The following is a 25,162-nucleotide window of genomic DNA, read 5'->3' as shown; positions in this document are numbered from 1 at the left end:
CGACCGGTCGGTACAGTTTCACAGTCACGGTTCGGTCATACTCCGCGGAGCCGGTCGTCAGCCGGTGGCGTCCTGGTAGCCGGCGAATCGGGCACGGGCAGCCTCCAGCCGGGCCGCGAAATCCGGATCCGTGGCGATCCGCTGCTCCACGTCCGGTTCACGCAAGCGCCGTCCCATGGCGAACAGCAGGCTGGACAACCGCCAGGAGCCGGCGACCGGCAGCACAGCGAGCAGGTACAGACAGGTGCCGGGGGAAAGAACCTGGAGCGCCAGCCGCACCGCCAGTTCGGCGGCGAACCCGTCGTAACGCCCTGACGGTTGCCCGCGGCCGATGGCGAGACAACTCAGCGCCAGGGCGGTGGTCTCGCCGGTGAGCCGCCAGTCGGCGGCGAGGACGTGCCCGATCAGCCGCAGGACCTCGGCGGACGGCAGCCGGCCCGCATCACCGGCGAGTGACCGGAGGAACAGATCGACCGGGCGGTTCTCCGAGTCGCGCAACAGCGGGCTCAGCCGGTCGATCGCCTTCACGGCACGGTTGTAGGACTCCAGCAGATCCGTGGTGAGGGCCGGCGCCCCGGAGTTCATCGAGAGGCGCATCAGGGTGTGCGCCACCGATTCGGCGTCGCCCGGTCCGTGCTCGACGAGGATCACCAGCGATTGGAAAGGAAGATGGGCCAGCGCCGTCTCCGCCGCGTGCCGGATCGCGTCGTCGGAGAAGGAGTTGCTCAGGTTCATCGATTGGAACGCCATGGCCAGCGGGAAGTGGTCGGTGCTCGACATGACCTCCGGGAAGTTCCAACTGCGCCCGAAGCTGAACGCCCAGTGTGGATCCACCCCGGTCCACAGGATCACCCGCTCCCTGCTCAGCACCATGTCACGGCGGCCGTCGGCGGCCCACTCCCGCTTCACCTGCAAAAGCCCCAGCGCGTCGAGGAACATGCCGCCGGGGACGGCCGCCCGCCACTGGAGGGCCATGTCGCGCAGCCAACCGGCCGGGTCCCTGGCGTGCCGGTAGAGATCGGTCGCCCGGACCGGCTTCCCGCAGGCCAGGGTGAGCAGCAGCAGGTTGAACGAGTAGGTCGCCATCCAGTGGTCGGCCCGCTTGTCCACCGGCTGGTAGGCCCTCGGCGCCCAGGTCGGGCGGATCACCGCCGTCCGCAGCCGGTCGATCAGCCATTCACGCAGATCGTCCGGGCCCGACCGGGCCACCAGGGCGGTGACGAACGGCAGGATCGTGTTGCGGGCGCTGAGCGGCGTGTACCCGAGCAGGTTCTGGAGCAGTTCGTCGTCCTGGGACTGCTGGCCCAGCCGGATCGAGCGGACCTTCGACAGGGCGGCCGCCTCCTGGACCGCGTGCACCACGAGCCGGGCCACCAGGTACTCGCCGAACGTCGCGTGCAGGAACTCGTACGTCTGACGGGTTTGATCGTCTTGCAGGGCCTGCGCCCGCTGGATGAAGAAGAACCGGCCGACCATCTCCTGGCCCGCGGAGAGCCGACTGCGGAAGTCGGCGGTCCGGCCGGTGGCCGAGCGCCGGAGGCCGAGCCCGGCCAGGTCGGCGTCGAGTTCGTCGGTGGTGACCCAGAGACGGAGCCGGTGGAACATCGCGAACGCCACCACCGACAGCCGGAGCAGTTCCTCCTCGACGAGCCCCGGCAGTTCGGCGTCCGGGCGCCCGTCGTGGACCCGGCGCACCTCGCGGGCGGCGAAATCATGCAGCAACTGTTCGTAGAGCTGGCCGGTGTCGAAGTCGGTGGCGTCCTGGAGAGCGTTCGAGGTGGCGTCGTAGAGGGCCAGCATGAGCAGCAGCAACGGCTGGGTGGCCAACTCCGGGAAGCGCAGCACCACATCACGGACGAGCGGCCGTAGCCCGGTCCGTGCCCAGTAGGGGGCGTTGGCGTCGTTCCAGGTGGTGAGCCAGCGGTCCACCTGGGACTCGTCGAAGGGTTCCAGGCGGGCGGCGAGGCTTCCGGCGGGCAGGCGGGCCCGGTCGGCGACCGCGATCCGGCTGGTCACCACGACCGCCGCCGGGCGGCCGAGCCGGGCCTCACGCTGCTGGAAAGTGGCCACCCGGGTCAGGTAGTCGGACTGGTGCAACCCGGTGGCCTGCAACAGCTCGTCGAAGCCGTCGAGCAGGATCACCGGCATGGCGGCATCGGCGTCGCGGGCCAGGTCGGCCCAGGCGACGGTCTCGCCGATGGCACCGCGCAGCGCCTGCTCGATCTGGTCCTGGATCTCGGCTTCGGCGCGGACCTCGCGAAGCGTGACCCGGACGACCAGGTAGTCCGCGGCCGGCAACCGGGCGGCGAGAACCTTGGTCAGCGTGGACTTCCCGGCGCCGGGCTGACCGAGCAGCAGCATCGGGGCCTCGGCCGCCTGCGGGGTGGTCAAATACGTGGCCAGGAAGGTGTCGAAGTCGTCGCGGACCAGCGCGTCCGCCCACCAGTCCTCGTCGGCGGCGCGGGCGCCCGGGCCGGCGGCCTTCACCCGGAAGCGCGGGTCGAGGTAGGCGGTCCCGAGGCTGGGCTTGGTCACCTCACCGGTGTCGCCGCCGAGGACCGGGTCGTCGAGCACGGCGTGGTAGATGGCGGCGAGGTCGGCGCGGTGCCGGGCCGGCGCGCGGTTCGACGTGACCCGGAGCAGGGCGGCTTCCAGTGCCTCCAGTCCGCGGGAGGTGGCCCGGGAGTCGAGGCGGGACAGCCAGATCGCGAACTCGGGCACGTCCAGGGACAGCTGCCGGGCGGCCTCCTCGTAGCGGGCGGCGGCCATCGCGGGCACCGCTTCCATGAGGGCCTTCTCGGCGGCGTCCCGGGTGCGATGGTCGGCCGACTCCCAGATCGCGAAGCCGTGCAGGTGCTTGGCGAGACGCCAGGACAGCGACTCGAACCAGGTGACCAGTTCGGCGACGAGACGGTCGTGGGTGAGGTCGGCGCCCGGGGCGGGGATCCGGGCGGCGAGCAGCTGCGACTGCCAGGATCCGTCGGCTTTGGCCGCGGCGGCCAGGAAGATCTGGTCGTCGCGGGTGAAGCCGGGATTCTCCAGGCCGGCGGCGCCGAGGGTTTCGTCGAGGGCGGTGAAGAACGAGGTGACGACCAGGACGGCATGGGCGGCGTGCAGGCGCTCGGTGCGGTTGTAACGTGTCTGGCCTCGTACGATATCGGTGATCCTGTCGGTGACCAGGTGGCCGAGCCGGACCGCTTCGATCTTGGCGTCGAAGAGGCTCATGGCGGCTTCGCTGCCGCCGGCCGTCGCCACGCTGAGCACGCCGCCCAGCACGTTGTCGGCGACCTTCATGAGCGGCCCGGAGCCGCCGAGCAGTTTGACGGCGTCGAGATAGGACAGCGACTGCGGCACGGCCCCATCATAGGGACGGCGGTCCTACCATCGAGGGATGCGCGAGGTGCTGCGGGCCGGGTGGAACGAGCCCCGGGCGACTCCCCCGCCCCCGGAGCGGGTGTGGTGGGACAGGGTGCTGATCGGGGTCCTGCTGGTGGCCGCGATCGTCGAGGGTGTGGTCCGGTCGTCGCCGGTCGGTGCGCTGATCTCGGCGGCCGTGGTGCCGGTGCTGTCGATTCGGCGCACGCGGCCGCTGGTGGCGCTGGCGATCGGCTTCGGGGTGTGCGCGATCGAGCCGTTCCTGACCGGCTTCCCGAGTTTCCTGACCCTGGCGGCGGTCCTGGTGCTGCTGCCGTTCGCGCTGTTCCGCTGGGGGTCCGGGCGGGAGATCGCGGCCGGTGCTCTGATCATCGCCGGGCGGCTGGCGGTGGGTTTCGGGTTCGGGCAGATGACCGGGGCCGACCTGGTGGCCGGGCTGATCATCCTGTTCGGGATCGGGGCGCTGGGGTCGGCGATGCGGTTCCGGGCGCGGGCGCGGCTGCGGGAGCGGCAGCACCTGCGGATGCTGGAGCGGGAGCGGCTGGCCCGGGATCTGCACGACACGGTGGCGCATCACGTGTCGGCCATGGCGATCCGGGCGCAGGCCGGGCAGGCGACGGCGGAGAGCGATCCGGCGTCGGCGGTGGAGGCGTTGCGGCTGATCGAGTCGGAGGCGTCGAAGGCGCTGGCGTCGATGCGGTCGATGGTGCGGGTGCTGCGCGAGCCGGGCATCGGTGACGTGCGGGCGCTGGCCGGGCCGTCGACGGCGGGCCCGCCGGTGGAGGTGCGGCTGGACGGTGACGTCGACGATCTGTCCCCGGCGGTGGCGGCCACGCTGTTCCGGCTCACGCAGGAGTCGGTGACGAACGCGCGCCGGCATGCCCGCAACGCCACCCGGATCGAGGTCCGGGTGACGGCGGACGAGACGTCCGTGCGGCTCGAGGTGAGCGACGACGGCGAGCACGGTGGGCTTTCCTCGGGGTACGGGGTGAGCGGCATGGTCGAGCGCGCCGGCTTGCTCGGTGGGACGTGCCAGGCGGGTCCCGATCCGGATCGCGGCTGGTCCGTGAACGCGGTGCTGCCGCGGGCCGCCGCGTGAGCGTTCGCGTCGTCGTCGCGGATGATCAGGAGATCGTCCGGACCGGGCTGGCGATCATGCTGAACGCGCAGCCGGACATCGAGGTGGTCGGTGAGGCCGGGGACGGGCGGCAGGCGGTGGAGCTGGCCCGGCGGCTGCGGCCGGACGTGTGCCTGCTGGACATCCGGATGCCGGGGATCGACGGGATCGAGGCGACCCGTCTGCTGGCCGGCCCGGCGGTCGCGGATCCGCTCGCGGTCGTGGTGATCACGACGTTCGACCTGGACGAGTACGTGTACGCGGCACTGCGCGCGGGCGCCCGCGGTTTCCTGCTGAAGGACGCCGGGACGGCGCTGCTGGGTCAGGCGGTGCGGGCCGCGGCGTCGGGGGACGCGCTGATCGCCCCGAACATCACCACCCGGCTGCTGAAGGCGTTCGCCGGGACGGCTCCGGCGCCGGTGCCGCGGCAGCCGGTGGATCCGCTGACCGAGCGGGAGGAGCAGGTGCTGGCGCTGGTGGCCCGGGGGCGGACGAACGCGGAGGTGGCGGCCGAGCTGTTCATCACGCTGAGCACGGTGAAGACGCACGTCACGAGCCTGATGAACAAGCTGGGCGCCCGGAACCGGGTGGAAGTGGCGATCTGGGCGTTCGAGACGCGGCGGATCGAACTTTAGTACGGCTTCCGGAGCGTACCGCGGACCGATGAATGTGGACCGCCCAGTCGCGACCATCGAGGTATGAGGGCGATGGTGCAGGACCGGTACGGCGAGACGCTGCGGATGGCCAAGGTGGCGGCGCCGGTTCCGGCTGACGACGAGATTCTGGTACGGGTACGGGCCGCGTCCCTGAACGCACGGGACTGGCACGTCATGCGCGGCGACCCGTACGTGGCCCGGCTGATGTCCCCGATCTTCGGGCGGCGCGGACCGGCCGCCCCGATCCGGGGCAGTGACGTGGCCGGGGTGGTGACCGCGGTGGGCCGGTCGGTGACCCGGTTCGCGCCGGGTGACGAGGTGTTCGGCGACGTGATCGCCCACGACGGGGCCTTCGCCGAGCTGGTGTGCGTGCCGGAGTCGCTGGCGCAGCGCCGCCCGGAGAACCTGGGTTTCGAGGAGGCCGCGACCCTGCCGCTGGCCGGCCAGACGGCGCTGCTGGCGGTGCGGGAGGCGGCTCCGGTGCGGCCCGGCCACCGGGTGCTGGTCAACGGGGCGTCCGGTGGGGTGGGGACGTTCGCGGTGCAGCTGGCTCGCGCGTACGGCGCGGAGGTGACCGGGGTGTGCAGCGCCCGCAACGCCGACCTGGTCTCCTCGCTGGGCGCCGAGGTCGTCGACTACACGCGGGAGGACTTCACCCGGTCCGGCCGCCGGTACGACATCGTGCTGGACCTGGCGGCGAGCCGTCCACTGCGGGCGCTGCGCCGGGCGGTGGCCCCGGGCGGGACGCTGGTGCTGGGCGGTGGCGGCAACGCGCGCCCCGGCCGTCCGTCGCTGATCGGGCCGGTGGGCCTGTCGGTGGCCGGGCAGACGGTGGGCCGGCTGGGCCGGACCCGGGTGGCGCAGCTGAACGCGAGGTCGGAGCCGGCGATGCTGGCCACGCTGCGGGAGCTGGCCGAGGAGAAGACGATCGTGCCGGTGATCGACCGGGCGTACCCGTTCGAGCAGACCACGGAGGCGCTCCGCTATCTGATGGTCGAGCACGCCCGGGCGAAGGTGGTCGTCACCTTCCCGGCGTGATCACCGCGTGGCCAGCAGGGTGGACAGTGTCTGCACGTCCTTGACCCGCTCCGCGCGCTCGGTGGCCAACGGGGACACCAGCAGCGTGGTGACGCCCGCGCCGGCCAGGGCGTCGAGGCGGCGGCGGATCTCGTCCGGCGGGCCGGTCAGCGAGGTGGCGGCGACCAGGTCCTCCGGTACGGCGGCGACCGCCTCGGCCCGGCGGCCGGACAGGTAGAGCTCCTGGATGCGGGTGGCCTCGTCGGCGTACCCGTACCGGCGGACCAGGTCGTTGGAGAAGTTGCGGCCGCGCGCGCCCATGCCGCCCAGGTAGAGGGCGAGCTGGGCGCGGTGCCGGTCCAGGCCCTGCTCGCGCAGCGCGAACGGCACCGGGACGCTGATGTCGAGCGGGCCCAGCGCCGGGTCGCGGCGGGACCGGCCGTCGGCCAGCGCGTCGCCGAAGACCCGGGCGGCGTTGCGCGGGTCGATCCACAGCGCCTGCCAGCCCTCGGCGATCTCGGCGGCCAGGGCCACGTTGCGTGGTCCCATGGCGGCCAGCAGGACCGGGATCCGCGGCCGGACCGGGTGGTTGATCAGTTTGAGGGGTTTGGCGTACTCCCCCGGCAGCGGGATCCGGTAGTGGCCGCCCTCGAAGACGAGCGTCTCGCGGCGCCACACCCGGCGGCAGATCTCGACGATCTGCCGGGTCCGGGCCACCGGCGCGTCGTAGCGGACGCCGTGGAAGCCCTCGATCACCTGTGGTCCGGACGCGCCCAGCCCGAGGCTGAACCGGCCGCCGGAGACGTAGTCGATGCCGGCCGCGGTCATCGCGGTCAGGGTGGGCGTGCGGGTGTAGATCTGCATCACCCCGGACGCCAGCTCCATCCGGCGGGTGCGGGCGGCCAGGAAACCGAGCCGGCTCACCGCGTCGAAGCTGTACGCCTCCGGCACCACGACCAGTTCGGCGCCGGCCTCCTCGTACTCCACGACCTCGTCGACGTCCGCCGCGAAGCCCTCGCCGCTGTAGCCGAGCTGGATCCCGAGGCGCATGTCAGTCGTGGACGATCACTTGGCGGATCACGTCGCCGCTGCCCAGTGCGGCCAGCGCGTCGCCGATCTGGTCCAGCCGCAGCCGCCGGGTGATCATGCCCTCGATGTCCAGGCGGCCGGCCCGCCACAGGGCCAGCAGGCGGGGGAAGTCGCGGTGCGGTTCGGCGGAGCCGTACAGCGAGGGCAGGATGCGCTTGCCCTCGAAGAGCAGCTCGAACGGGCTGAACTCGACCTGGTGCTCGGCGCGGCCGGCGCCCACCACGATCACACTGCCGCCGCGCCGGCACGCGGTCCAGGCGGTCCGGAGCGTCTCGGGTACGGCGACGACGTCGAAGGCGTGGTCGAAGCCCTCCGGCGCCACCGCCATCTGGAGGTCGCTCAGCTCGTCCGGGGTGGCCGTGTGGGTGGCGCCGAACCGGCGGGCCGCCTCGTGCCGGGCGGGCACCGTGTCCACCGCCATGATCAGGGCGGCGCCGGCGATCCGGGCGCCCTGGACGGCCGCGATGCCGACGCCGCCGCACCCGATCACCACGACACTGTCGCCGGGCCGCACCCGCGCCGTGTTGATCACCGCGCCCACGCCGGTGGTGACGCCGCAGCCGACCAGGGCGGCCACCTCGTACGGAACGTCGTCGTCGATCTTCACGGCCCCGGCCCGCGGCACCACCATCTCCTCGGCGAACGCCCCGCATCCGGCCAACCCGAAGATCGGCAGGTCCCCGGCGGTGAACCGGGGCATCACGTAGCCGGCCATCACGTGCGTCATGCAGAGGTACGGCTCCGCGCGCCGGCAGTGTGTGCAGACCCCGCAGGCGGGCAGCCAGTTGACCGCGACCCGGTCGCCCGGCGCCAGGTCGTCCACATTGTCGCCGACCTCGAGCACGTCGCCGGCCGCCTCGTGGCCGAGGATCGCGGGCACCGGCTGGGGCAGGCCGCCCCGCAGGGCGGACAGGTCGGAGTGGCAGACGCCGGACGCGCGCACCCGCAGGCGCACCTCACCCGGACCGGGGCCGAGGACGGCCACGTCGTCGCGGATGTCGAGCTTCTCGTCCCCGATCGTGTGCAGCACCGCCGCGCGCATCCCGGACCTCCTCGAAAATTAGAACGCGTTCTACGCTAACCGGGAGGGGGGTACCAAGCAAGCGTTCGGTCGGCGCCCATAATGGCCCGGTGAGCACCTCGAAGACGCCGTCGGAACGGCGCACGCACCTGGTCCGGCTGGCCGGCGGCCTCTTCGCCGAGCAGGGGTTCCGGGCCACCACCGTGCGGCAGATCGCCGACGCCGCGGGCATCCTGTCCGGCAGCCTCTACCACCACTTCGACTCCAAGGAGTCGATCGGCGACGAGATCCTCAGCGCGTTCCTGGAGGACGTGCTGGCCGGGTACCGGGCCGCGGTGGCCGAGAGCGACGACCCGCGGGCGGCGATCGAGCGGATCGTCCGGTCCAGCACGGCCACGCTGAGCCGGCACCGGGCCGCGCTCACCATGCTCCAGAGGGACTGGAACTACTTCTCCGGGCAGCCCCGGTTCGCGTACCTGCGGACCGCCATGAAGGAGATCGAGCAGACCTGGATCGACCTGCTGGAACGCGGCAGGGAGACCGGAGTGTTCCGGGCCGACCTGGACGCGCGGCTGACGTACCGGCTGCTTCGCGACATCCTCTGGCTGCCGACGTCGTGGGCGTCGTCGAAGAGCTGGACCACCGACCAGATCGTCGACGGCCTGTTGCGGCTCCTTTTCGACGGCATCAAGTCGGCGTAGCCTCCCAAGCAAGCGCTTGGTATGCGCTTCGACGACACCCGGGAGGCGCCATGGGGCGGCTGGACGGCAAGGTGGCTCTGATCACCGGCGGGGCGCGCGGCATGGGCAAGGCACACGCCCGGCACTTCGCGGCCGAGGGCGCCCGGGTGGTGATCGGCGACGTGCTCGACGACAAGGGCCGGGCCGTCGCCGACGGGATCGGGGCGGACCGGTGCCGGTTCGTGCACCACGACGTCACGAGCGAGGACGACTGGGCGGTGGCGGTCGACGAGACGATCGACGCGTACGGGCGGATCGACGTGCTGGTCAACAACGCCGGCATCCTGCGGCACGCGCCGGTCGCCGCGATGGACCCGGCCGATTTCCGGCAGGTCGTCGAGGTCAACCTGGTGGGCACGTGGCTGGGCATCCGGCAGGTGGTGCCGCCGATGACCGCGGGTGGCGGCGGCTCGATCGTGAACATCTCGTCGATCGAGGGCTTCGCCGGGGCGGCCGGGCTGTCGGCGTACAGCGCCAGCAAGTTCGGCGTCCGCGGCCTCACCCGGTCGGCGGCGCAGGAGCTGGGGCCGGCCGGCATCCGGGTCAACTCGGTGCACCCGGGCGGCGTGATGACGTCGATGGCGCTGGCCGCCGCGCAGACCATGACCGGCGTCGACGGGGGCGGGTTCCTCAAGTCGCTGCCGATCGCCCGGTTCGCCGAGCCGGTGGAGATCTCCCGGCTGGTCGCGTTCCTCGCCTCCGACGAGGCGTCCTACACCACCGGCGCCGAGTTCCTCGCCGACGGCGGCCTGCTCAGCGGCCCGGGCTACTGAGATGGCCACGCTGGACGGGCGGGTCGCGATCGTGACCGGGGCCGGGCAGGGGCTGGGCGCCGCCGAGGCGGAGGCGCTGGCCGCGGCGGGCGCCCGGATGGTGCTCAACGATCTGCCCGGGCCCGCGCTCGACGCGGTGGTCGAGCGGATCCGGACGGCCGGCGGGACGGCGGTCGCGGTCCCCGGCGACGTGGCCGACATGGCCACCGGGGAGGCGCTGGTCAAGGCCGCGGTGGACGGGTTCGGCGGCCTCGACGTGCTGGTCAACAACGCGGGCGTGCTGCGCGACCGGATGATCTTCTCGATGTCCGAACAGGAGTGGGACACGGTCGTCCGGGTGCACCTGCGCGGCCACTTCGTGACCACGCGGTTCGCGACCGCCTGGTGGCGGGACCGGAGCAAGGACGAGGGCGGCCCGGTCTACGCCCGGATCGTCAACACCGCCTCCGAGGCGTTCCTGCTCGGATCGGCGGGTCAAGCCAACTACGCCGCGGCCAAGGGCGGGATCGTCTCTCTCACCCTCGCGACCGCTCGGGGTTGTGCCAGGCATGGGGTACGGGTGAACGCGATCTGCCCACGGGCCCGTACCGGGATGACCGGCGAACTCATGGGGCCGCCGCCCAGCGGAGCGGACCCGATGGCGCCGGACCGGGTGGCGCCGCTCGTCGTGCACCTGGCCGGGCCGTCCGGCGCGCGGATCACCGGCGAGGTGTTCGTGGTGCACGGCGACGTGGTGGCGCTGCTCGGGCCGCCGACCGTGCGGGCGGTCTTCCGGGCGGAGACCGGCACCTGGACGGCCACCGAGCTGGACGCCGCGCTCGGCCCGGTGTTCACCGCCGAGCAGCCCAAGCCCGGGTTCGTCTGCGAGGAGACGCTGCCGCTGGCCGCGACCACCTTCGGCGAGGCGCCGTGAAGCAGCGGGTGGCGGTCACGATGACCGATGACGAGGTGGGCGCGCTTCTCGCGTACGCCCGGAAGGTCCAGACAGCGACGATCAACCCGGACGGAACCCCGCACCTGGTCACCATGTTCTTCGGTCTGGCCGAAGGCCGGATCGCGTTCTGGACCTACCGGTCGTCGCAGAAGGCGCGGAATCTGGCCCGCGATCCCCGGCTGACCTGCCTGGTCGAGGACGGCGAGGACTACTTCGAACTGCGTGGCGTGCAGGTCACCGGGGTCGTGACCCGGATCGAGGACCTGCCCGGGGTGACCGCGGTGGGCCGCCTGATCGCGGCGCGGATGCCGGACGTCCCCCGCGACGCGCTGGACGCCTACGTGACGCACGCGGCCCGCAAGCGTGTCGCCTACCTGGTCCAGCCGGCCCGAACCGCCAGCTGGGACCACCGCAAACTGCTCTCCTGACCATAGAATGGCCGCCGATCTCGAACCGTGCCGGGAGGGCTTGATGACGGCTGGGGTGCCGGCGGGTCGCCCGCGCGATCCCGGGGTGGACGAGCGGATCACCCGTGCCGCCGCGCTGGTGTACGGCACCGACGGCTGGGCCGGATTCTCGGTGGACGCGGTCGCGCGCAAGGCGGGCGTCGGCAAGGCGTCGATCTACCTGCGCTGGCCCAACAAGGAGGCGCTGTTCGTGGCGACCCTGGCCAGCCGGCTCGGCGGGGTGCGGGACATCGACACCGGCTCGGTCCGCGACGACCTGGTGGCGCTGGCCCGGCAGGTGCTGCACACCTTCCTCGGCGAGGACGGCGGGGCGGTGCTGCGGCTCACCGTGGAGGCGGGCGGCATCCCGGCCGGGCGCGAGCACCTGGACCGGTTCCTGCGCTCGCAGGTCGCGGCCGCCCGCGCCATCGTGCTGCGCGGCATCGACCGCGGCCAGCTGTCCCGCGACACCAGCGTCACACTGCTGCTCGACTGCATCAGCGGCGGGGCGCTCAACCACGCGGTGGCCACCCCGGCCGATCTGCGCGCGCAGGTGGCGGCGGGCGCCGACCGGTACGCCGAGGAGCTGGTCGACTTCGTGCTCTCTAGCTCCTACAGAGTGCCCCGGTGACCACCTGCGGGCCGCCGCCCTTCCACTCCAGCTCGCCGGCGCGGACCAGCAGCTCGATGTGGGCGGCCGTCTCGGCGACCGCCCCGACCAGCATCGGGCCGATCTCCGCCCACGGCCGGGACCAGGTCAGCTCGGAGGCCACCTCCCAGATGGTGGCGGCGCCCAGGCGGTCGACCACGGACACGATCTCCCGGCAGCGCTCCCGGTGGTGCCGGTCCAGCTCGGCGGCGCGGGCCGCGATGCCGTGGAAGCGGTACTCGTGGCCGGGCAGCGCCTCGCACTCGTCGTACGCGGAGACCTTCTCCAGCGACTCCAGGTAGCGGCCGAGCGGGTCCTCGCCGCTGAGCTGGAGGCCGATGTTGGGGCTGATCCGGGGCAGCACGTGGTCGCCGGTGAGCAGCACCTGCGCGTCCGGCTCCAGCAGGCACAGGTGGCCGGGGGTGTGGCCGGGCGTCCAGACGGCCCGCAGACGGCGGCCGGCCAGCGGCACCAGGTCGCCGTCGCCGAGCATCACGTCGGCGTCGGCGAGCGGGGCGAAGTGCAGGTCCACGGCCTTGCCGAAGGCGCCGAGCAGCCGGTCGATCTCGGCGTCCGGCACGTGCAGGGTGCGCATCCAGTCGCCGAGCGCCCGGCTCGGCTCGGTGTCCCGGTCCCGGCGCAGCTGCGCACGCTCGGCCGGGTGCATGGCCACCCAGGCGCCGGAGGCGTCGCGCAGCCGGGCGGTGAGCCCGTGGTGGTCCGGGTGCACGTGGGTGAGCACCACGCCGGTGACGTCGGCGGCGGTCGCCCCGGCCTCGGCGAGCCCGTCGGTGAGCGCCTGCCAGCCGGTCTCGCTGTCCCAGCCCGGGTCGACCACGACCAGGCCGTCGTCGCCCGGGATCAGGTAGGACAGCGTGTAGCGCAGCGGGTTGTTCGGGATCGGGACCGGAACGGACACCAGGCCGCCGGGAAGCCTCTCCACCGGCGGCAGCGTCCGCGCGCGCCAGGCGGCCTGTTGTGCGTTCATCCCGAGCCCCTTTCCTAGACGGATCCCGTCTAGGAAAGGGACCCTACATCATCTCCTCTGTCGTCGGGATGAGGACGGTCTTGAGCTCCGTGTACGCCTCGATCGAGGTACGGCCGCCCTCGCGCCCCAGGCCGGACTGGCCGAAGCCGCCGAACGCCACGTGCGGTTCCAGCTGGTAGCCGTTGACGCCCACGGTGCCGGCCCGGACCGCCCGGGTCAGCCGCATGGCCCGCTTCACGTCATTGGTCCAGACCGTGGCGGCCAGGCCGTACGTGGTGTCGTTGGCCATCCGCACCGCCTCCTCCTCCTCGGTGAACGGCACCACCGCCAGCACCGGGCCGAAGATCTCCTCCCGGGCGATGGTGGCGTCGTTGGTGACGTCGGCGAAGACCGTGGGCTGCACGAAGTTGCCGGCCGCCAGCTCGCCGTCGGGACGGCCGCCGCCGCAGACCAGCCGGGCACCCTCGGCCCGGCCGCTCTCGATGTAGCCGAGCACCCGGGCAAGCTGGCGCTCGTTGATCAGCGGCGAGGCGGTGGTCTCCGGATGGAACGGGTCGCCGTAGTTGACCAGGGCGGCCATCCCCTCGACGACGGCCAGGAAGTCGTCGTAGACGTCCCGGTGCACCAGCGCCCGGGTGTGCGCCACACAGGCCTGGCCGGAGAGCCCCAGGGTCACCGTGCCCATCGTGGTGGCGGCGGCCGCGTAGACGTCGGCGTCCGCGAAGACCAGCGACGGGCTCTTGCCGCCGAGCTCCAGGCTGACGCGCTTCATGCCCTTCGCGGCGGCGGCCAGCACCCGGCGGCCGACACCCCGGCTGCCGGTGAAGGTGATCTTGTCGATCAGCGGATGATTGATCAGCGCGTCGCCGGTGCTCTCGCCCGGCCCGGTGACCACGTTGAACACGCCCGGCGGCAGGCCCGCCTCCTCGACGATCCGGGCCAGGCGCAGCGCCGAGAAGGTGGCGTACTCGGACGGCTTCAGCACCACGGTGCAACCGGCCGCCAGCGCCGGGGCCAGCTTCTGGGCGGCCAGCAGCAGCGGGCCGTTCCACGGGATGATCGCGGCGACCACGCCGACCGGCTCGCGCAGGGTGAGCACCAGGTGCTCGCCGCCCTGGTAGCCGGGCAGCGTCTCACCGGCCAGCTTGTCCACCCAGCCGGCGTGGTGCTCGAAGACGTCGGCCACGCACTCGACCGACATGGCGTAGGTCTCGCCGAACGTGACCGGCACCCCGTTGTCCAGCGCCACCAGGGCCTGCAACTCGACGGCGTGCTCACGGATCGCGTCGGCGATCCGGCGCAGCACCCGGATCCGCTCCTTCGCCCGGGTACGCGGCCACGGCCCCTCGTCGAACGCCTTACGGGCCGCGCGGACGGCGGCGTCCACGTCGGCCGGGGTGGCCACGGCGAACCCGCCCACCTCCTCGGCGGTCGCCGGATGCATGTGGGTCCAGGTCCGCCCGTCGGCGGCCGGGCGCCAGCGCCCGTCGATCAGCAGCTCACCGCCGGCCAGGCCGACCTCGTCGCGTTTGGCCTTGATCGAGAGCACCATGCCGCACCTCCATCGGCGGAACTGGAACGCGTTCTACTTCTCGGCACGGTACGCCGTGTCCCGGAGGTCCGCCAGATACGCCGGCCACTCCCCTCCCCCATGAACCGCCAGCGACGCCCCGGTGACGTAGCCGGCCAGCGGCGAGGCCAGCAGCAGACAGGCGCCCGCCACCTCCCCGGCCGACGCCGCCCGCCCCATCGGCACGGTCCGCGCCACCGCCTCCCGATCCGGGCCCGCACCGGAGTCGACCGGGCCCACGACCAGGCTGTTCACCCGCACCTTCGGCGCCCACTCCGCGGCCAGGCTGGTGGCGAGGTGGTGGAGGCCCGCTTTGGCCGCGCCGTAGGCGGCCGTCCCCGGGGACGGCCGGGTGCCACTCACGCTGCCGATCATGAGGATCACGCCGCCGGTGGCCTGCTCCCGCATGACCGCGTTGGCCGCCTGCGAGACGTGCAGCGGCGCGATCAGGTTCAGCTCGATGACCTTCGCGTGCAGGCGCGGCGAGGCCGTGTCAGCGCTCGCGGTCGGCGCTCCCCCGGCGTTGTTGATCAGCACGTCGAGCCGCCCGAACCGTCGCACGGCCTCCGCGATCAGCGCGGCCGCCTGCACCGGATCCCGCACGTCGGCCTGGAAGAACGCCGGCGCCACCCCTCCCGCGCGCGGCGTCGCCGACGGCGAGGGCGGGAGCGGATCGGAGGAGGGGGCGGTGCGGGCGCAGACCAGGACGTGGGCGCCGGCCGCCTGGAAGGCGCGGGCGACGGCCGCGCCTATGCCGCGGGTGCCGCCGGTGACGACCACGGCCCGGCCGGTGAAGTCGAGGGGGTCCATGAGGGTCGATGCTAGCCACCCAAGCAAGCGCTAGGTTAGCCTCGACGCCGTGGGCATCGCACTGCACCGCGGCACGGTCGCCGAGGTCGTCCTGGACTTTCCGCCGGTCAACGCGGTGCCGGCGGCCGGGTGGCACGATCTCGCCGCGGCGGTCACCGAGGCCGGCGCGGATCCGGCGACCCGGGTCGTCGTCCTGGCGGCGGAGGGGCGCGGGTTCTGCGCGGGCGTCGACATCAAGGAGATGCAGCGGACCGCCGGGCACGAGGCGCTGCTCGCCGCGAACCGGGGGTGTGCGGCCGCGTTCGCCGCGGTCTACGACTGCCCGGTCCCGGTGATCGCGGCCGTGCACGGGTTCTGTCTCGGCGGCGGGGTGGGCCTGGCCGGCAACGCCGATCTGGTGGTGGCCGCCGACGACGCCACGTTCGGCCTGCCGGAGGTGGACCGTGGAGCGCTCGGCGCGGCCACCCACCTGGCCCGGCTGGTGCCGCAGCAGCTGATGCGCACGATGGTCTACACCTGCCGCCGGGTCGGCGCGTGGGAGCTGCACCGGTTCGGGACGGTGCTGGAAGTGGTGCCGCCGGCCGGGCTGCGGCGGGCCGCGCGGCGGGTGGCGGAGGAGATCGCGGCCAAGGATCCGCTGGTCATCCGCCGGGCCAAGGAGTCACTGAACGGCATCGACCCGATCGACGTGAAGCGCTCCTACCGCTTCGAGCAGGGTTTCACCTTCGAGCTCAACCTCGACGGCGCCGGCGACCGCGCCCGCGACGCCTTCGTCCGGAAGGAATCCGATGGATAAGCGGGTGACCATCGCCGAGGTGGTGGGCGAGATCCGGGACGGGATGACGGTCGGGATCGGCGGCTGGGGGTCCCGCCGCAAGCCGATGGCGCTGGTCCGTGCGCTCGTCCGGGCCGGGAAGAAGGACCTGACGCTGGTCACCTACGGCGGGCCGGATGTGGGGCTGCTGGTCGCGGCGGGCTGTGTGAAACGGGTGGTGACCGGGTTCGTGTCGCTGGACAGCATCCCCCTCGAGCCGCACTTCCGGCGGGCCCGCAGCGCCGGGACGATCGAACTGACCGAGTACGACGAGGGCATGCTCTACTGGGGACTGCTGGCGGCCGCGAACCGGCTGCCGTTCCTGCCGATCCGGGCGGGTCTGGGCTCCGATGTGATGCGGGTGAACCCGGAGCTGAGAACGATCCGCTCCCCCTACGCCGACGCCACCGAGCTGGTGGCGATGCCCGCCGTCCCGCTGGACGTGTCACTCGTACATCTGAATCGCACGGACGCCGGGGGAAACGGCCGCTATCTGGGCCCGGACCCGTACTTCGACGATCTCTTCTGTCTTGCCGCGAAGCGGCGTTTCGTCTCCTGCGAGCGGGTGCTGAGCACCGAAGATCTGATCGAGACAGGACCGCCGCAGACGCTGCTGACCAACCGGTCGATGGTGGACGGTGTGGTGGAGACCCCGCACGGCGCCCATTTCACCAGCTGCGTGCCCGACTACGGGCGGGACGAGGCGTTCCAGCGGGAGTACGCGACCACCGACTGGGCGGCCTTCCGTGCCCGCTATCTGGACTCCGGCGAGGACGACTATCAGAAGGCGGTCGCCTGATGACCCGGGCGGAGACGTGTGTGGTGGCGTGCGCCGAGGCGTGGCGCGGCGACGGCGCGGTGCTGGCGAGCTCCGCCGGGCTGATCCCGCAGTTGGGGGCCCGGCTGGCCCAGCTGACGTTCGCTCCGGAGCTGCTGGTCACCGACGGGGAGGCGACGCTGCTGCGGGACGGCCGGGCGGAGGGCTGGCTGCCGTACCGTGCGGTGTTCTCGATGGTCGCGGCCGGCGCCCGGCACGTGATGATGGGCGCGAGCCAGCTGGACCGCTTCGGGAACCAGAACATCTCCTGCGTGGGCCCGTGGGAGCGGCCGAGGTCTCAACTTCTGGGCGTCCGGGGCGCGCCGGGCAACACGGTCAACCACGCCACCAGCTACTGGGTGCCCAGGCACTCGCCGCGGGTGTTCGTGGAACGCGTCGACATGGTGTCCGGAATCGGTCACGACCGGGGTGCGCACGAGATCCGCCGGGTGGTCACCGATCTGGCGGTGCTGGACTTCGAGACCCCGGACCGGTCGATGCGGCTGCGGTCGGTGCATCCCGGCGTGACCGTCGACGAGGTCATCGCGGCGACCGGTTTCGCGCTGACGATCCCGGCCGGCGTGCCGGCGACGCGCGAGCCCACCGAGGAGGAACTGAAGCTGATCCGCGAGCACCTGGATCCGCACGGTCTGCGGGAGAAGTGATGCGGACCGCGCTCACCGAACTGCTCGGCTGCCGGCATCCGATCGTGCAGACCGGGATGGGGTACGTGGCCGGGGCACGGCTGGTCTCGGCGGTCGCCACGGCGGGCGGTTTCGGGATCGTGGCGTCCGCGACCATGAGCCTGGAGCAGCTGCGCGACACGATCCACGAGATCAGGGACAGAACCGATCAGAACTTCGGGGTCAACGTACGCGCGGACGCGCCGGACGCGCATGCCAGGATCGAGCTGCTGATCCGCGAGAAGGTGCGGCTGGCGTCGTTCGCGCTGGCCCCGGACCGGGATCTGATCCGGCGCTGCGCCGACGGCGGGGTGCTGACCATGCCGTCGGTGGGCGCGGTCCGGCACGCCGAGAAGGTGGCCGGCTGGGGTGTGGACGCGGTTCTGGTGCAGGGCGGGGAGGGCGGCGGGCACACCGGGCCGGTGCCGACGACGCTGCTGCTGCCCCGGGTGGTGGACGCGGTCGGCATTCCGGTGGTGGCGGCCGGCGGGTTCTTCGACGGGCGGGGGCTGCTGGCCGCGCTCGCCTACGGGGCGGCCGGCATCGCGATGGGGACCCGGTTCCTGCTCACTTCGGACAGCCCGGTGGGCGTACCGGTGAAGCGGCTGTATCTGGACGCGCCGCTGACCGGGACCGTGGTGACGACCCGGGTGGACGGTGTTCCGCATCGGGTGCTGCGTACCCCGTACATCGATGGTCTGGAACGCTCGGGAAGGGTGACCGCGCTGCTCAGGGCGACCCGGCACGCGATGGCGTTCCGCCGGCTGGCCGGGCTCTCCTGGCCGGAGCTGGTGCGGGCCGGGCGCGCGGCGCGGCACGGTCGTGAGCTGACGTGGGCGCAGACGCTGATGGCGGCCGGCACGCCGGTGCTGTTGCGGGAGGCGATGGTCGAGGGGCGGCCCGAGTTCGGGGTGATGTCGGCCGGTCAGGTGGCCGGGGTGATCGATGATCTGCCGTCGTGCGCCGAGCTGATCGAACGGATCATGAAGGAGGCTTCGGAGGGTCTGGACCGGCTCAGAGCCGTTCGATGATGGTGACGTTGGCCTGGCCGCCGCCCTCGCACATGGTCTGGAGGCCGTAGCGTCCGCCGGATCGTTCCAGCTCGTGCAGCAGGCTGACCATGAGCCGGGCGCCGGTCGCGCCGAGCGGGTGGCCGAGGGCGATGGCGCCGCCGTTGACGTTGACGCGGTCCGGGTCGGCGCCGGTCTCGCGCAGCCAGGCCAGGACGACGCTGGCGAACGCCTCGTTGATCTCGAAGCGGTCGATGTCGTCGATGGTGAGCCCGGTGCGGCGCAGGGCGTGTGCGGTGGCCGGGATGGGCGCGGTGAGCATGAGGACCGGGTCGTCGCCGCGGGCCGAGAGGTGGTGGATGCGGGCGCGGGGACGCAGGCCGTGGGTGCGGACCGCTCGGTCGTTGGCGATCAAGAGGGCGGCGGCGCCGTCGGCGATCTGGCTGGAGGTGGCGGCCGTGGTGAGGCCGCCTTCGCGTAGGGGCTTCAACGCGGCCATCTTGGCGCTGTCGGTGTCCCCCCTCGGGCACTCATCCGATTTGTCGCCGGTCATCTCGGCTTTGAAACGCTTCATGGCTCTATTGGCCCGCCGATGGCTTGCCAGCGCGTATCCCTCTAGCTCATCTCGAGCGAGGGACCACTTCAGCGCGATCTCGTCCGCACTGCGGAATTGGGATATATCCGCATTTCCGTAGCGGGCAGCCCAGCCGGGACTGTGGCGATACGGGCCCTCCGGCGCCATCGCGCTGCCGATCGGCACCTGGCTCATGTTCTGCACTCCCCCGGCCACCACCAGATCCGCGGTCCCGCTCATCACCGCCTGCGCCGCGAAGTGGACAGCCTGCTGCGACGATCCGCACTGCCGGTCCACGGTCACACCGGGCACGTGCTCGGGCAGCCCGGCGGCCAGCCAGGCGGTCCGCGCGATGTCCCCCGACTGCGGCCCGATCGTGTCGACGCACCCGAGGATCACGTCGTCGACCGTGGCCGGATCGACCCCGGCCCGCTCCAGGAGGGTGGCGATGACCCCACCGGCAAGGTCGGCCGGGTGGATGGCGGCGTGCATCCCACCCCGGCGGCCGACCGGGGTGCGCACGGCTCCGACCAGATACGCGTCCATGTCCCGATACTAGAACGTGTTACAGAGAATGGCTTCCGCCGCGTTGCCCGGACCGTCGATGCCGGCATAGATCTTCCGGATGTCCTCGGCCGCACGCCGGTAGCGGCCGTCGTCCAGCATCGCCCCGGCGAGCGCGGTGAGCCGGGGCCCGTGGGCGTCCCGCTTCGCGATCCAGCGGCCGGCGCCGCGGCGTTCCACGAGGGCCAGGTTGAGGTCCTGCTCCATCTGGAGCGGGATGCCGAGCAGCGGGGTGCCGGCGGCCATCGCGGTCTGCACGCTGCCCTGCCCGCCGGCGGTGACGGCCAGGTCGGCGCGGGGCATGACGAGGTGGCTCGGCAGGACCCCGCCGACGTGCACACGGTCGTCGTTCAGGTCGCCCAGCTCGTGCACGGTGGCGGCGACCAGGATCCGGGCGCCGAGCGGGCGCAGCGCCGCGACCACGTCCCGGACCAGCGCGGACTCGCTGGAGGTGATCGCCACGTAGACGAGCGGGCCGGGCTCGGCGAGGAACCGTCCGGTCTCCGCGGGCAGCGGCACCGGCAGCTTCGCGTAGAGCGGCCCGGTGCAGCGCAGCCGGGTCTCCGGCCGGTAGCCGCGACCGGGCCGCCATGCCGCGATCTCGTCGGCCGGGACGCCGAGCACCTCGGGCGCCTCGGTGACCAGGGTGAGGTCGCCGAGCAGCAGGGCCGCGACGCTGGGCAGGCCGGGGACACCGAGTTCGGCGGCGATCCGGTTGAACCCGCCACAGTAGAACCGCGCCCGGCTGGGCAGCGCGTTGGCGATCCACCGCCGGGCCGGCCGGGGCAGCGGCAGGGTGCGGCCGCTGGGCGCGGGGAGCAGGCCGCGCTCGAACATCGGCGGCGCCCAGCTGGCCGAGTGCTCGGTGACCAGGCGGATCCCGGCGAGGCGGGTGGACAGGGTGGTGGTCAGGGTGAAGCCGGTGACCGCGGTCCGGATCCCGTGCCGGGTGAAGTACTCCGCCTCGGCCGTCACGTACGCCCGCAGCTCCTCGTCGCTGTAGGCGCTCTGCCCGACCGGCCCGCTGCTGGGCTGTTCGCGCAGGAAGCGGGCGCAGCGCTCGTCGTCCATCCGCGGGCCGACGATGTCGTAGTCGATGCCGGCGGCCCGCAGCGCGGACTCGTAGGTGCCGCCCTGGGTGGCGACTCTCGGGGTGACGCCGCGCTCGCGCAGCGCCCGGTAGATCTCGATCATGCGCGATGTCTGGGACAGGTACGCGCAGTGTGGCACCAGGCAGATCATGTTAGGTAATATATTGCGCATGACGGAGCCGGAACAGACCCTCTTCGATCTGGGGCCGCGGTCGGGCCTCACCCCGCCGGTGCGCGCGTTCCGGGTCGGCCTCGTGCTCGCCCAGCGTCTGCGCTACCTGATGGACGATCGGCTGCGCGCCGACGGCCTCACCACCCAGCAGGCCGCGCTGCTCACCGTGGTCCGGGCGCTGGACCGGCCGGGGCTGACCGAGGCGGCCGCCGCACTCGGCACCACCCATCAGAACGTGGCTCAGCTGGTCACCGCCCTGGAGCGCAAGGGCATGCTGCGGGCCGAGCCGGATCCGGCCGACCGGCGGCGGCGCCGGCTGACCGCCACCGAGGCGAGCGAGCGGTATTGGCGGGGCCGCGACGCCGGCGACGAGGCCGCGGTGGCCGGCTGGTTCGCGACGCTGACCGCGGAGGAGCTGGCGACGTTCTGCGATCTCGCCGAGAAGGTGCTTGCCGGACTCGACCGATAAGGTTCTACTAGTAGAACCTGTTCTACTAGTAGAACCGAGGTCGGCCATGCACGTCGGATACACGCCGGAGCAGGAGAAGCTGCGATCCTCGCTACGGGAGTACTTCGCCGGGCTCCCGGCCGGCGCCTCCTACCGGGAGGTGGTCCGGCAGCTCGGGCGCGACGGCTGGCTCGCCGTCGAGGGCCGCTCCCGGATCGACCAGCTGATCTTCGCCGACGAGGCGGCGCTCGCCGGGGTGCAGGTGCCGTTCCTGACCCTCTACACGGTCGGGCCGACCATCGCCCGGCACGGCACCGACCAGCAGAAGGCGGAGCTGCTGCCCGGGATCGAGGCGGGCGAGATCCACTTCTCGATCGGCTACTCGGAGCCGGAGGCCGGTACCGATCTCGCGGCGTTGCGCACCCGGGCGGTCCGGGACGGCGACCACTACGTGATCAACGGGCAGAAGATGTGGACCAGCCTCATCGAGGACGCCGACTACGTGTGGCTGGCCTGCCGGACCGACCCGGAGGCGCCCCGCCACAAAGGGCTGTCGATCCTCATCGTGCCGACCGGCTCCCCCGGCTTCTCCTGGACACCGGTGCGGACCGTGGCCGGGCCGTCCACCAGCGCCACCTACTACGACGACGTACGCGTGCCGGTCTCCGCCCTGGTCGGCGAGGAGAACCAGGGCTGGCGGCTGATCACCGACCAGCTCAACCACGAACGGGTGGCGCTCACCTCGGCCGCTCCCCTGCAACGGGCGCTGCGCGAGGTCCGCGAGTGGGCGCAGCAGTCCGGGGCGATCGGGCACGAGTGGGTCCGGCTGCACCTGGCGCGGGTGCACGCGCGTACCGAGGCCTTGAAGCTCTTCAACTGGCGGGTCTGCGTCACCGAGGGCACCCCGGCCGCGACCCGGGCATCCGCCGGGAAGGTGTACGGCACGGAGCTGGCGATCGAGGCGTACCGGCTCCTCATGGAGATCATCGGGCCGGCCGCCACGATCCGCGCCGGAGAGCCCGGTGCGGTGCTGGCCGGGCGGATCGAGGCCATGTACCGGTCGTCGCTGATCCTCACCTTCGGCGGCGGGACCAACGAGGTGCAGCGCGACATCATCGCGGCGGGCGCCCTGGGCCTGCCGGTCCGGCGTTGAGGAGACGGGTCATGGACTTCGAGTTGAGCGGTGAGGCGCGGGAACTGGCCGGGCTGACCCGGGACCTGTGCGAGTCCGGCCGTCCGCTGTGGCCGGCCCTGTCCGAGGCCGGGGTGCTGACGGCGGTGCTGCCGAAAGAGGCAGGCGGTGAGGGCTACGGGCTGCCCGAGCAGTGCGCCATCCTCATCGAGCTGGGACGGCACGCGGCCGACGTCCCCCACCTGGAGGAGATCGTGGGGGCCGCCCGGGTCATCGGGACCACCGCCCACCAACTCGGCGTCGTCGAACGGGCACTGGAGATGACCGCCGAGTACGCCCGCACCCGAGTCCAGTTCGGCCGCCCGATCGGCGCGTTCCAGGCGGTGTCGCAGCGGCTCGCCGACGCGTGGATCGACGTGGAGGCGTTACGGCTGGCGCTGTGGCAGGCGGTGTGCCGGCCGGAACCCGCCGAGGTGGCGACCGCCGGGTTCTGGGCCGCCGAGGCCGGGCACCGGGTGCTGCACACCGCGGTCCACGTGCACGGCGGCGTCGGCCTCGACATGGACTATCCGCTGCACCGCTACTTCCTGGCCGCCGAGGCGAACGAGTTCTCGCTCGGCGGCGCCACCGCACAGCTCGTGACGCTCGCCGAGGAGATGCTGCCGTGAAGTTCACGCTGGGGATCGCGCTGAGCCCGCTCGACCAGTTGACCGAACTGGCCCGGGCCGCCGAGGAGTGCGGGTTCGACTCGATCGCGCTGCCGGACTCGCTGTTCTACTCCGAGCAGGTGTCGGCGGCGTACCCGTACACCCCGGACGGCAGCCGCTTCTGGGACTCGCACACCCCGTGGCCGGACCCGATGGTCGCGGCCGGGGCGATGGGCGCGGTGACCAGCCGCATCCGCTTCTACACCCAGGTGCTCAAACTCGATCCCCGCAACCCGCTGCTGCTGGCCCGGCAGATCGGTACGGTCGCGGCGCTCACCGGCGGCCGCTTCGGCCTCGGGGTGGGGCTCGGCTGGTCACCGGAGGAGTCACTGTGGTGCGGGGCGCCGTTCCGCGACCGGGGCGCCCGCGCCGACGAGGCGATCGAGGTGCTGCGGCTGATCCTGGGCGGCGGCATGGTCTCGTACGAGGGGAAGCACTTCTCGTTCGGCAAGCTCCAGATGAGCCCGGCGCCCCACGAACCGGTCCCGATCTACATCGGCGGGCACTCCGAGCCGGCGCTGCGCCGCGCCGCCCGGGTCGGTGACGGCTGGTCGTCGGCGATGATGCGCTTCGACGAACTGCGGGACACGATCGGCCGCCTGCACCGGCTGCGCGAGTCGTTCGGCCGTGCGGACACCCCGTTCGAGATCCAGGCCGTCTGCATCGACCGCCGCGGCCTCGACGGCTTCCGGCAGCAGGCGGAGATCGGCGTGACCGACGCGATCGTCATGCCCTGGCGCCGCCTCGACGCGCCCATCCAGGAGAAACGCGACGCCCTGCACCGCTTCGCCGAGAAGTTCATCGAGCCCCTGAAATCCACTGTCGCCACCTGATCCGCCCCCACCAGCTTCATCGTCACACCCACCGTCCTCGACGGCGGCGACCTCCGCTGGACCTTCTCCGACCTCGAACCGGCCACCTTCCGCTGGCGCAACGAGGCCCCGGGCGGCCGGCGCCTCCAGTGAACCTTCCACGTCTGGCGAGTCTGAAAACCCTTCCTCGGTACGCGTGACGCCGTCCCGCGTACCGAAAGAGATCGGTCTAGACGGAAGGCCGTCGCTCGTAGGCCTCGACGACGCGGGCCGTGGGGTCTGCGGCGGCCGGGTCCCGCGTCCGGTCTGTCACCACGAACGCGGGCAGGGTGACGCTCTCCGGCAGCGGAAAGGTGCCGCCGCGGTGGCCGGGATCCCAGCCGAGCCGGAGCCCGTGGGCGACGAGAGCGCGGACGTCCTCCGAGGTGGGGTAGGCGCCGTCGGCGGCGCAGGCGCCCCACGGTGCCGGCCAGGTCAGCGACAGCAGATCCGCCTGGAGGGCACGACCGGTCTTCCCGGCGCCCCAGACGCGTACCCGGACGCAACGGTGACAGTCGCCGTCGCCCTGCACGTGGCCGATCTCGGCGCGCCAGGTGTAGTCGCGGCCATCGATGCACAGACGCCGCAGGCGGGTCCTCATCCGTGGAGCATAAGCCGGATGGGGACCCGCCTTGCGATGTGTCGGCCGCGGTCGAAGGCGGCTGTCTCGTGGACGGCCGGTGGAGGGGATCAGAGGCTGCGGGCGGTGATGTCACCGTGGGCGGTGGTGGCCTTGATGGTGAGGGCGGCCGTGGCGCCTTCGGTGTTGAGCAGGGTGTTGTGGACTCGGCCGTAGCCGGTTCCGGCGTCGAGGGTGGCCGAAACACCCTTGGCGGCGGCGACGGTGACGTTGCCCATCTGGGCGCTCAGGACGACCGTGCCGGCGGTGGCCTCGGCGACGGTGATGTCGCCCTTCTGCGTGCTGATCTCGGCCGAGCCGGTGAGCCGTCCGATGGTGATGTCGGCGCCGAGGGCGTCGATGGCGAGGCTGCCGGCTTCGTCGATCTTGACGGTGCCGTGCAGGCCGGTGGCGGTGACGTCGCCGAGCCGGCCGACGCCGCGGAACTCGGCGGCGCCCGCGGTCGCCTCGACCCGCGAGCCGGACGGCACCTGA

Annotated in this window: 26 protein-coding genes; 16 read left to right on the top strand and 10 right to left on the bottom strand. The window is 72.6% G+C overall.

Features of this window, described 5'->3' with window-relative positions; translation table 11 throughout:
* Window positions 1-57 precede the first annotated feature (57 nt).
* Window positions 58-3,354, bottom strand: coding sequence for an NACHT domain-containing protein (locus KZ829_RS10690; RefSeq protein ID WP_308285424.1), 3,297 nt, complete (start codon window positions 3,352-3,354; stop codon window positions 58-60).
* Window positions 3,355-3,391: 37 nt separating this feature from the next.
* On the opposite strand from KZ829_RS10690, the gene KZ829_RS10685 reads away from it, so the two are divergent.
* From KZ829_RS10685 to KZ829_RS10675, 3 genes are all read left to right on the top strand, one after another.
* Complete coding sequence (locus KZ829_RS10685; protein WP_220143696.1) at window positions 3,392-4,474, top strand: sensor histidine kinase; 1,083 nt, start codon at window positions 3,392-3,394, stop codon at window positions 4,472-4,474.
* Window positions 4,471-5,127: a response regulator gene (locus KZ829_RS10680; RefSeq protein WP_188122393.1), complete on the top strand. Its 657-nt coding sequence runs from the start codon at window positions 4,471-4,473 to the stop codon at window positions 5,125-5,127. Before KZ829_RS10685 ends, KZ829_RS10680 begins: the two co-directional genes overlap by 4 nt.
* Before the next feature lie 63 nt (window positions 5,128-5,190).
* The gene (locus KZ829_RS10675) at window positions 5,191-6,186 is read left to right on the top strand and encodes an NAD(P)-dependent alcohol dehydrogenase (RefSeq protein WP_220143695.1); all 996 of its coding nucleotides are present in this window, start codon (window positions 5,191-5,193) and stop codon (window positions 6,184-6,186) included.
* On the opposite strand, the gene KZ829_RS10670 is transcribed toward KZ829_RS10675, so the two are convergent.
* Window positions 6,187-7,215 carry an LLM class F420-dependent oxidoreductase gene (locus tag KZ829_RS10670; protein WP_220143694.1) on the bottom strand — a complete coding sequence of 343 codons (1,029 nt, stop codon included), beginning with the start codon at window positions 7,213-7,215 and terminating at the stop codon, window positions 6,187-6,189.
* 1 nt (window position 7,216) lies between these two features.
* The gene (locus tag KZ829_RS10665; RefSeq protein WP_220143693.1) at window positions 7,217-8,296 is read right to left on the bottom strand and encodes a Zn-dependent alcohol dehydrogenase; all 1,080 of its coding nucleotides are present in this window, start codon (window positions 8,294-8,296) and stop codon (window positions 7,217-7,219) included.
* 89 nt (window positions 8,297-8,385) lie between these two features.
* On the opposite strand from KZ829_RS10665, the gene KZ829_RS10660 reads away from it, so the two are divergent.
* The 5 genes from KZ829_RS10660 to KZ829_RS10640 are packed head-to-tail and all read left to right on the top strand — an operon-like array spanning window position 8,386 to window position 11,799.
* Complete coding sequence (locus tag KZ829_RS10660) at window positions 8,386-8,976, top strand: TetR/AcrR family transcriptional regulator (protein ID WP_220143692.1); 591 nt, start codon at window positions 8,386-8,388, stop codon at window positions 8,974-8,976.
* A 50-nt stretch (window positions 8,977-9,026) separates the two neighbouring features.
* Entirely contained in the window at window positions 9,027-9,788 is a 762-nt protein-coding gene (locus KZ829_RS10655; protein ID WP_220143691.1) for a glucose 1-dehydrogenase, read from the top strand.
* A 1-nt stretch (window position 9,789) separates the two neighbouring features.
* Window positions 9,790-10,701 carry an SDR family NAD(P)-dependent oxidoreductase gene (locus KZ829_RS10650; protein WP_220143690.1) on the top strand — a complete coding sequence of 304 codons (912 nt, stop codon included), beginning with the start codon at window positions 9,790-9,792 and terminating at the stop codon, window positions 10,699-10,701.
* A complete protein-coding gene (locus KZ829_RS10645) occupies window positions 10,698-11,150 on the top strand; it encodes a pyridoxamine 5'-phosphate oxidase family protein (protein ID WP_372453855.1) in 453 nt (150 codons plus the stop codon). The genes KZ829_RS10650 and KZ829_RS10645 overlap by 4 nt, the downstream gene beginning before the upstream one ends.
* A gap of 43 nt (window positions 11,151-11,193) precedes the next feature.
* The gene (locus KZ829_RS10640) at window positions 11,194-11,799 is read left to right on the top strand and encodes a TetR/AcrR family transcriptional regulator (protein WP_220143689.1); all 606 of its coding nucleotides are present in this window, start codon (window positions 11,194-11,196) and stop codon (window positions 11,797-11,799) included.
* Here KZ829_RS10640 and KZ829_RS10635 read toward each other — a convergent pair.
* The 3 genes from KZ829_RS10635 to KZ829_RS10625 are packed head-to-tail and all read right to left on the bottom strand — an operon-like array spanning window position 11,774 to window position 15,185.
* Window positions 11,774-12,805, bottom strand: a complete 1,032-nt coding sequence (locus KZ829_RS10635; RefSeq protein WP_246635439.1) for an MBL fold metallo-hydrolase — start codon at window positions 12,803-12,805, stop codon at window positions 11,774-11,776. The two genes, KZ829_RS10640 and KZ829_RS10635, sit on opposite strands and share 26 nt — an antisense overlap.
* A 43-nt stretch (window positions 12,806-12,848) precedes the next feature.
* The gene (locus KZ829_RS10630) at window positions 12,849-14,357 is read right to left on the bottom strand and encodes an aldehyde dehydrogenase family protein (protein WP_220143688.1); all 1,509 of its coding nucleotides are present in this window, start codon (window positions 14,355-14,357) and stop codon (window positions 12,849-12,851) included.
* A gap of 33 nt (window positions 14,358-14,390) precedes the next feature.
* Entirely contained in the window at window positions 14,391-15,185 is a 795-nt protein-coding gene (locus tag KZ829_RS10625; RefSeq protein ID WP_220143687.1) for an SDR family oxidoreductase, read from the bottom strand.
* Between the two features lie 49 nt (window positions 15,186-15,234).
* Between KZ829_RS10625 and KZ829_RS10620 the strand changes: the two genes are divergently transcribed.
* The 4 genes from KZ829_RS10620 to KZ829_RS10605 are packed head-to-tail and all read left to right on the top strand — an operon-like array spanning window position 15,235 to window position 18,530.
* Window positions 15,235-15,981, top strand: a complete 747-nt coding sequence (locus KZ829_RS10620) for an enoyl-CoA hydratase family protein (protein WP_220143686.1) — start codon at window positions 15,235-15,237, stop codon at window positions 15,979-15,981.
* Complete coding sequence (locus tag KZ829_RS10615; RefSeq protein ID WP_220143685.1) at window positions 15,974-16,798, top strand: CoA transferase subunit A; 825 nt, start codon at window positions 15,974-15,976, stop codon at window positions 16,796-16,798. The genes KZ829_RS10620 and KZ829_RS10615 overlap by 8 nt, the downstream gene beginning before the upstream one ends.
* Window positions 16,798-17,481, top strand: a complete 684-nt coding sequence (locus KZ829_RS10610; protein ID WP_220143684.1) for a CoA-transferase subunit beta — start codon at window positions 16,798-16,800, stop codon at window positions 17,479-17,481. The genes KZ829_RS10615 and KZ829_RS10610 overlap by 1 nt, the downstream gene beginning before the upstream one ends.
* On the top strand, window positions 17,481-18,530 hold the full coding sequence (locus KZ829_RS10605; protein ID WP_220143683.1) for an NAD(P)H-dependent flavin oxidoreductase: 1,050 nt from the start codon (window positions 17,481-17,483) through the stop codon (window positions 18,528-18,530). The genes KZ829_RS10610 and KZ829_RS10605 overlap by 1 nt, the downstream gene beginning before the upstream one ends.
* Here KZ829_RS10605 and KZ829_RS10600 read toward each other — a convergent pair.
* Together KZ829_RS10600 and KZ829_RS10595 are read right to left on the bottom strand one after the other, a co-directional pair.
* On the bottom strand, window positions 18,514-19,629 hold the full coding sequence (locus KZ829_RS10600) for an acetyl-CoA C-acetyltransferase (RefSeq protein ID WP_220143682.1): 1,116 nt from the start codon (window positions 19,627-19,629) through the stop codon (window positions 18,514-18,516). The two genes, KZ829_RS10605 and KZ829_RS10600, sit on opposite strands and share 17 nt — an antisense overlap.
* A 9-nt stretch (window positions 19,630-19,638) precedes the next feature.
* Window positions 19,639-20,889, bottom strand: a complete 1,251-nt coding sequence (locus KZ829_RS10595) for a glycosyltransferase (protein ID WP_220143681.1) — start codon at window positions 20,887-20,889, stop codon at window positions 19,639-19,641.
* Between the two features lie 19 nt (window positions 20,890-20,908).
* On the opposite strand from KZ829_RS10595, the gene KZ829_RS10590 reads away from it, so the two are divergent.
* The 4 genes from KZ829_RS10590 to KZ829_RS10575 are packed head-to-tail and all read left to right on the top strand — an operon-like array spanning window position 20,909 to window position 24,030.
* The gene (locus KZ829_RS10590) at window positions 20,909-21,379 is read left to right on the top strand and encodes a MarR family winged helix-turn-helix transcriptional regulator (protein WP_220143680.1); all 471 of its coding nucleotides are present in this window, start codon (window positions 20,909-20,911) and stop codon (window positions 21,377-21,379) included.
* Window positions 21,380-21,425: 46 nt separating this feature from the next.
* On the top strand, window positions 21,426-22,511 hold the full coding sequence (locus KZ829_RS10585) for an acyl-CoA dehydrogenase family protein (RefSeq protein ID WP_220143679.1): 1,086 nt from the start codon (window positions 21,426-21,428) through the stop codon (window positions 22,509-22,511).
* 11 nt (window positions 22,512-22,522) lie between these two features.
* Window positions 22,523-23,158 carry an acyl-CoA dehydrogenase family protein gene (locus tag KZ829_RS10580; protein WP_220143678.1) on the top strand — a complete coding sequence of 212 codons (636 nt, stop codon included), beginning with the start codon at window positions 22,523-22,525 and terminating at the stop codon, window positions 23,156-23,158.
* Window positions 23,155-24,030 (top strand): TIGR03619 family F420-dependent LLM class oxidoreductase, encoded by an 876-nt coding sequence (locus KZ829_RS10575; protein ID WP_220143677.1) that lies wholly within the window; start codon window positions 23,155-23,157, stop codon window positions 24,028-24,030. The genes KZ829_RS10580 and KZ829_RS10575 overlap by 4 nt, the downstream gene beginning before the upstream one ends.
* A 208-nt stretch (window positions 24,031-24,238) precedes the next feature.
* Here KZ829_RS10575 and KZ829_RS10570 read toward each other — a convergent pair whose 3' ends face one another.
* Window positions 24,239-24,649: an integrase gene (locus KZ829_RS10570; protein ID WP_220143676.1), complete on the bottom strand. Its 411-nt coding sequence runs from the start codon at window positions 24,647-24,649 to the stop codon at window positions 24,239-24,241.
* Window positions 24,650-24,738: 89 nt separating this feature from the next.
* Window positions 24,739-25,162: DUF4097 family beta strand repeat-containing protein (locus KZ829_RS10565; RefSeq protein WP_220143675.1), on the bottom strand; the 424-nt coding region annotated here is incomplete at its 5' end.

Source organism: Actinoplanes hulinensis (genome assembly GCF_019429605.1).
In the GTDB taxonomy this organism is placed as follows: Bacteria; Actinomycetota; Actinomycetes; order Mycobacteriales; family Micromonosporaceae; genus Actinoplanes; species Actinoplanes campanulatus.
The sequence above is the reverse complement of the archived record's forward strand: the minus strand, read 5'-3'. Positions and strand labels throughout refer to the sequence as shown.

What these genes read in the sequence shown, in the direction of transcription:
- KZ829_RS10670 (WP_220143694.1), bottom strand. Translation starts at nt 7,215, where the DNA reads ATGCGCCTCGGGATCCAGCTCGGCTACAGCGGCGAGGGCTTCGCGGCG.
- KZ829_RS10635 (WP_246635439.1), bottom strand. Translation starts at nt 12,805, where the DNA reads ATGAACGCACAACAGGCCGCCTGGCGCGCGCGGACGCTGCCGCCGGTG.
- KZ829_RS10615 (WP_220143685.1), top strand. Translation starts at nt 15,974, where the DNA reads ATGGATAAGCGGGTGACCATCGCCGAGGTGGTGGGCGAGATCCGGGAC.
- KZ829_RS10665 (WP_220143693.1), bottom strand. Translation starts at nt 8,296, where the DNA reads ATGCGCGCGGCGGTGCTGCACACGATCGGGGACGAGAAGCTCGACATC.
- KZ829_RS10580 (WP_220143678.1), top strand. Translation starts at nt 22,523, where the DNA reads ATGGACTTCGAGTTGAGCGGTGAGGCGCGGGAACTGGCCGGGCTGACC.
- KZ829_RS10595 (WP_220143681.1), bottom strand. Translation starts at nt 20,889, where the DNA reads ATGATCTGCCTGGTGCCACACTGCGCGTACCTGTCCCAGACATCGCGC.
- KZ829_RS10590 (WP_220143680.1), top strand. Translation starts at nt 20,909, where the DNA reads ATGACGGAGCCGGAACAGACCCTCTTCGATCTGGGGCCGCGGTCGGGC.
- KZ829_RS10655 (WP_220143691.1), top strand. Translation starts at nt 9,027, where the DNA reads ATGGGGCGGCTGGACGGCAAGGTGGCTCTGATCACCGGCGGGGCGCGC.
- KZ829_RS10650 (WP_220143690.1), top strand. Translation starts at nt 9,790, where the DNA reads ATGGCCACGCTGGACGGGCGGGTCGCGATCGTGACCGGGGCCGGGCAG.
- KZ829_RS10675 (WP_220143695.1), top strand. Translation starts at nt 5,191, where the DNA reads ATGAGGGCGATGGTGCAGGACCGGTACGGCGAGACGCTGCGGATGGCC.
- KZ829_RS10570 (WP_220143676.1), bottom strand. Translation starts at nt 24,649, where the DNA reads ATGAGGACCCGCCTGCGGCGTCTGTGCATCGATGGCCGCGACTACACC.
- KZ829_RS10610 (WP_220143684.1), top strand. Translation starts at nt 16,798, where the DNA reads ATGACCCGGGCGGAGACGTGTGTGGTGGCGTGCGCCGAGGCGTGGCGC.
- KZ829_RS10640 (WP_220143689.1), top strand. Translation starts at nt 11,194, where the DNA reads ATGACGGCTGGGGTGCCGGCGGGTCGCCCGCGCGATCCCGGGGTGGAC.
- KZ829_RS10685 (WP_220143696.1), top strand. Translation starts at nt 3,392, where the DNA reads ATGCGCGAGGTGCTGCGGGCCGGGTGGAACGAGCCCCGGGCGACTCCC.
- KZ829_RS10625 (WP_220143687.1), bottom strand. Translation starts at nt 15,185, where the DNA reads ATGGACCCCCTCGACTTCACCGGCCGGGCCGTGGTCGTCACCGGCGGC.
- KZ829_RS10600 (WP_220143682.1), bottom strand. Translation starts at nt 19,629, where the DNA reads ATGGACGCGTATCTGGTCGGAGCCGTGCGCACCCCGGTCGGCCGCCGG.
- KZ829_RS10585 (WP_220143679.1), top strand. Translation starts at nt 21,426, where the DNA reads ATGCACGTCGGATACACGCCGGAGCAGGAGAAGCTGCGATCCTCGCTA.
- KZ829_RS10605 (WP_220143683.1), top strand. Translation starts at nt 17,481, where the DNA reads ATGCGGACCGCGCTCACCGAACTGCTCGGCTGCCGGCATCCGATCGTG.
- KZ829_RS10630 (WP_220143688.1), bottom strand. Translation starts at nt 14,357, where the DNA reads ATGGTGCTCTCGATCAAGGCCAAACGCGACGAGGTCGGCCTGGCCGGC.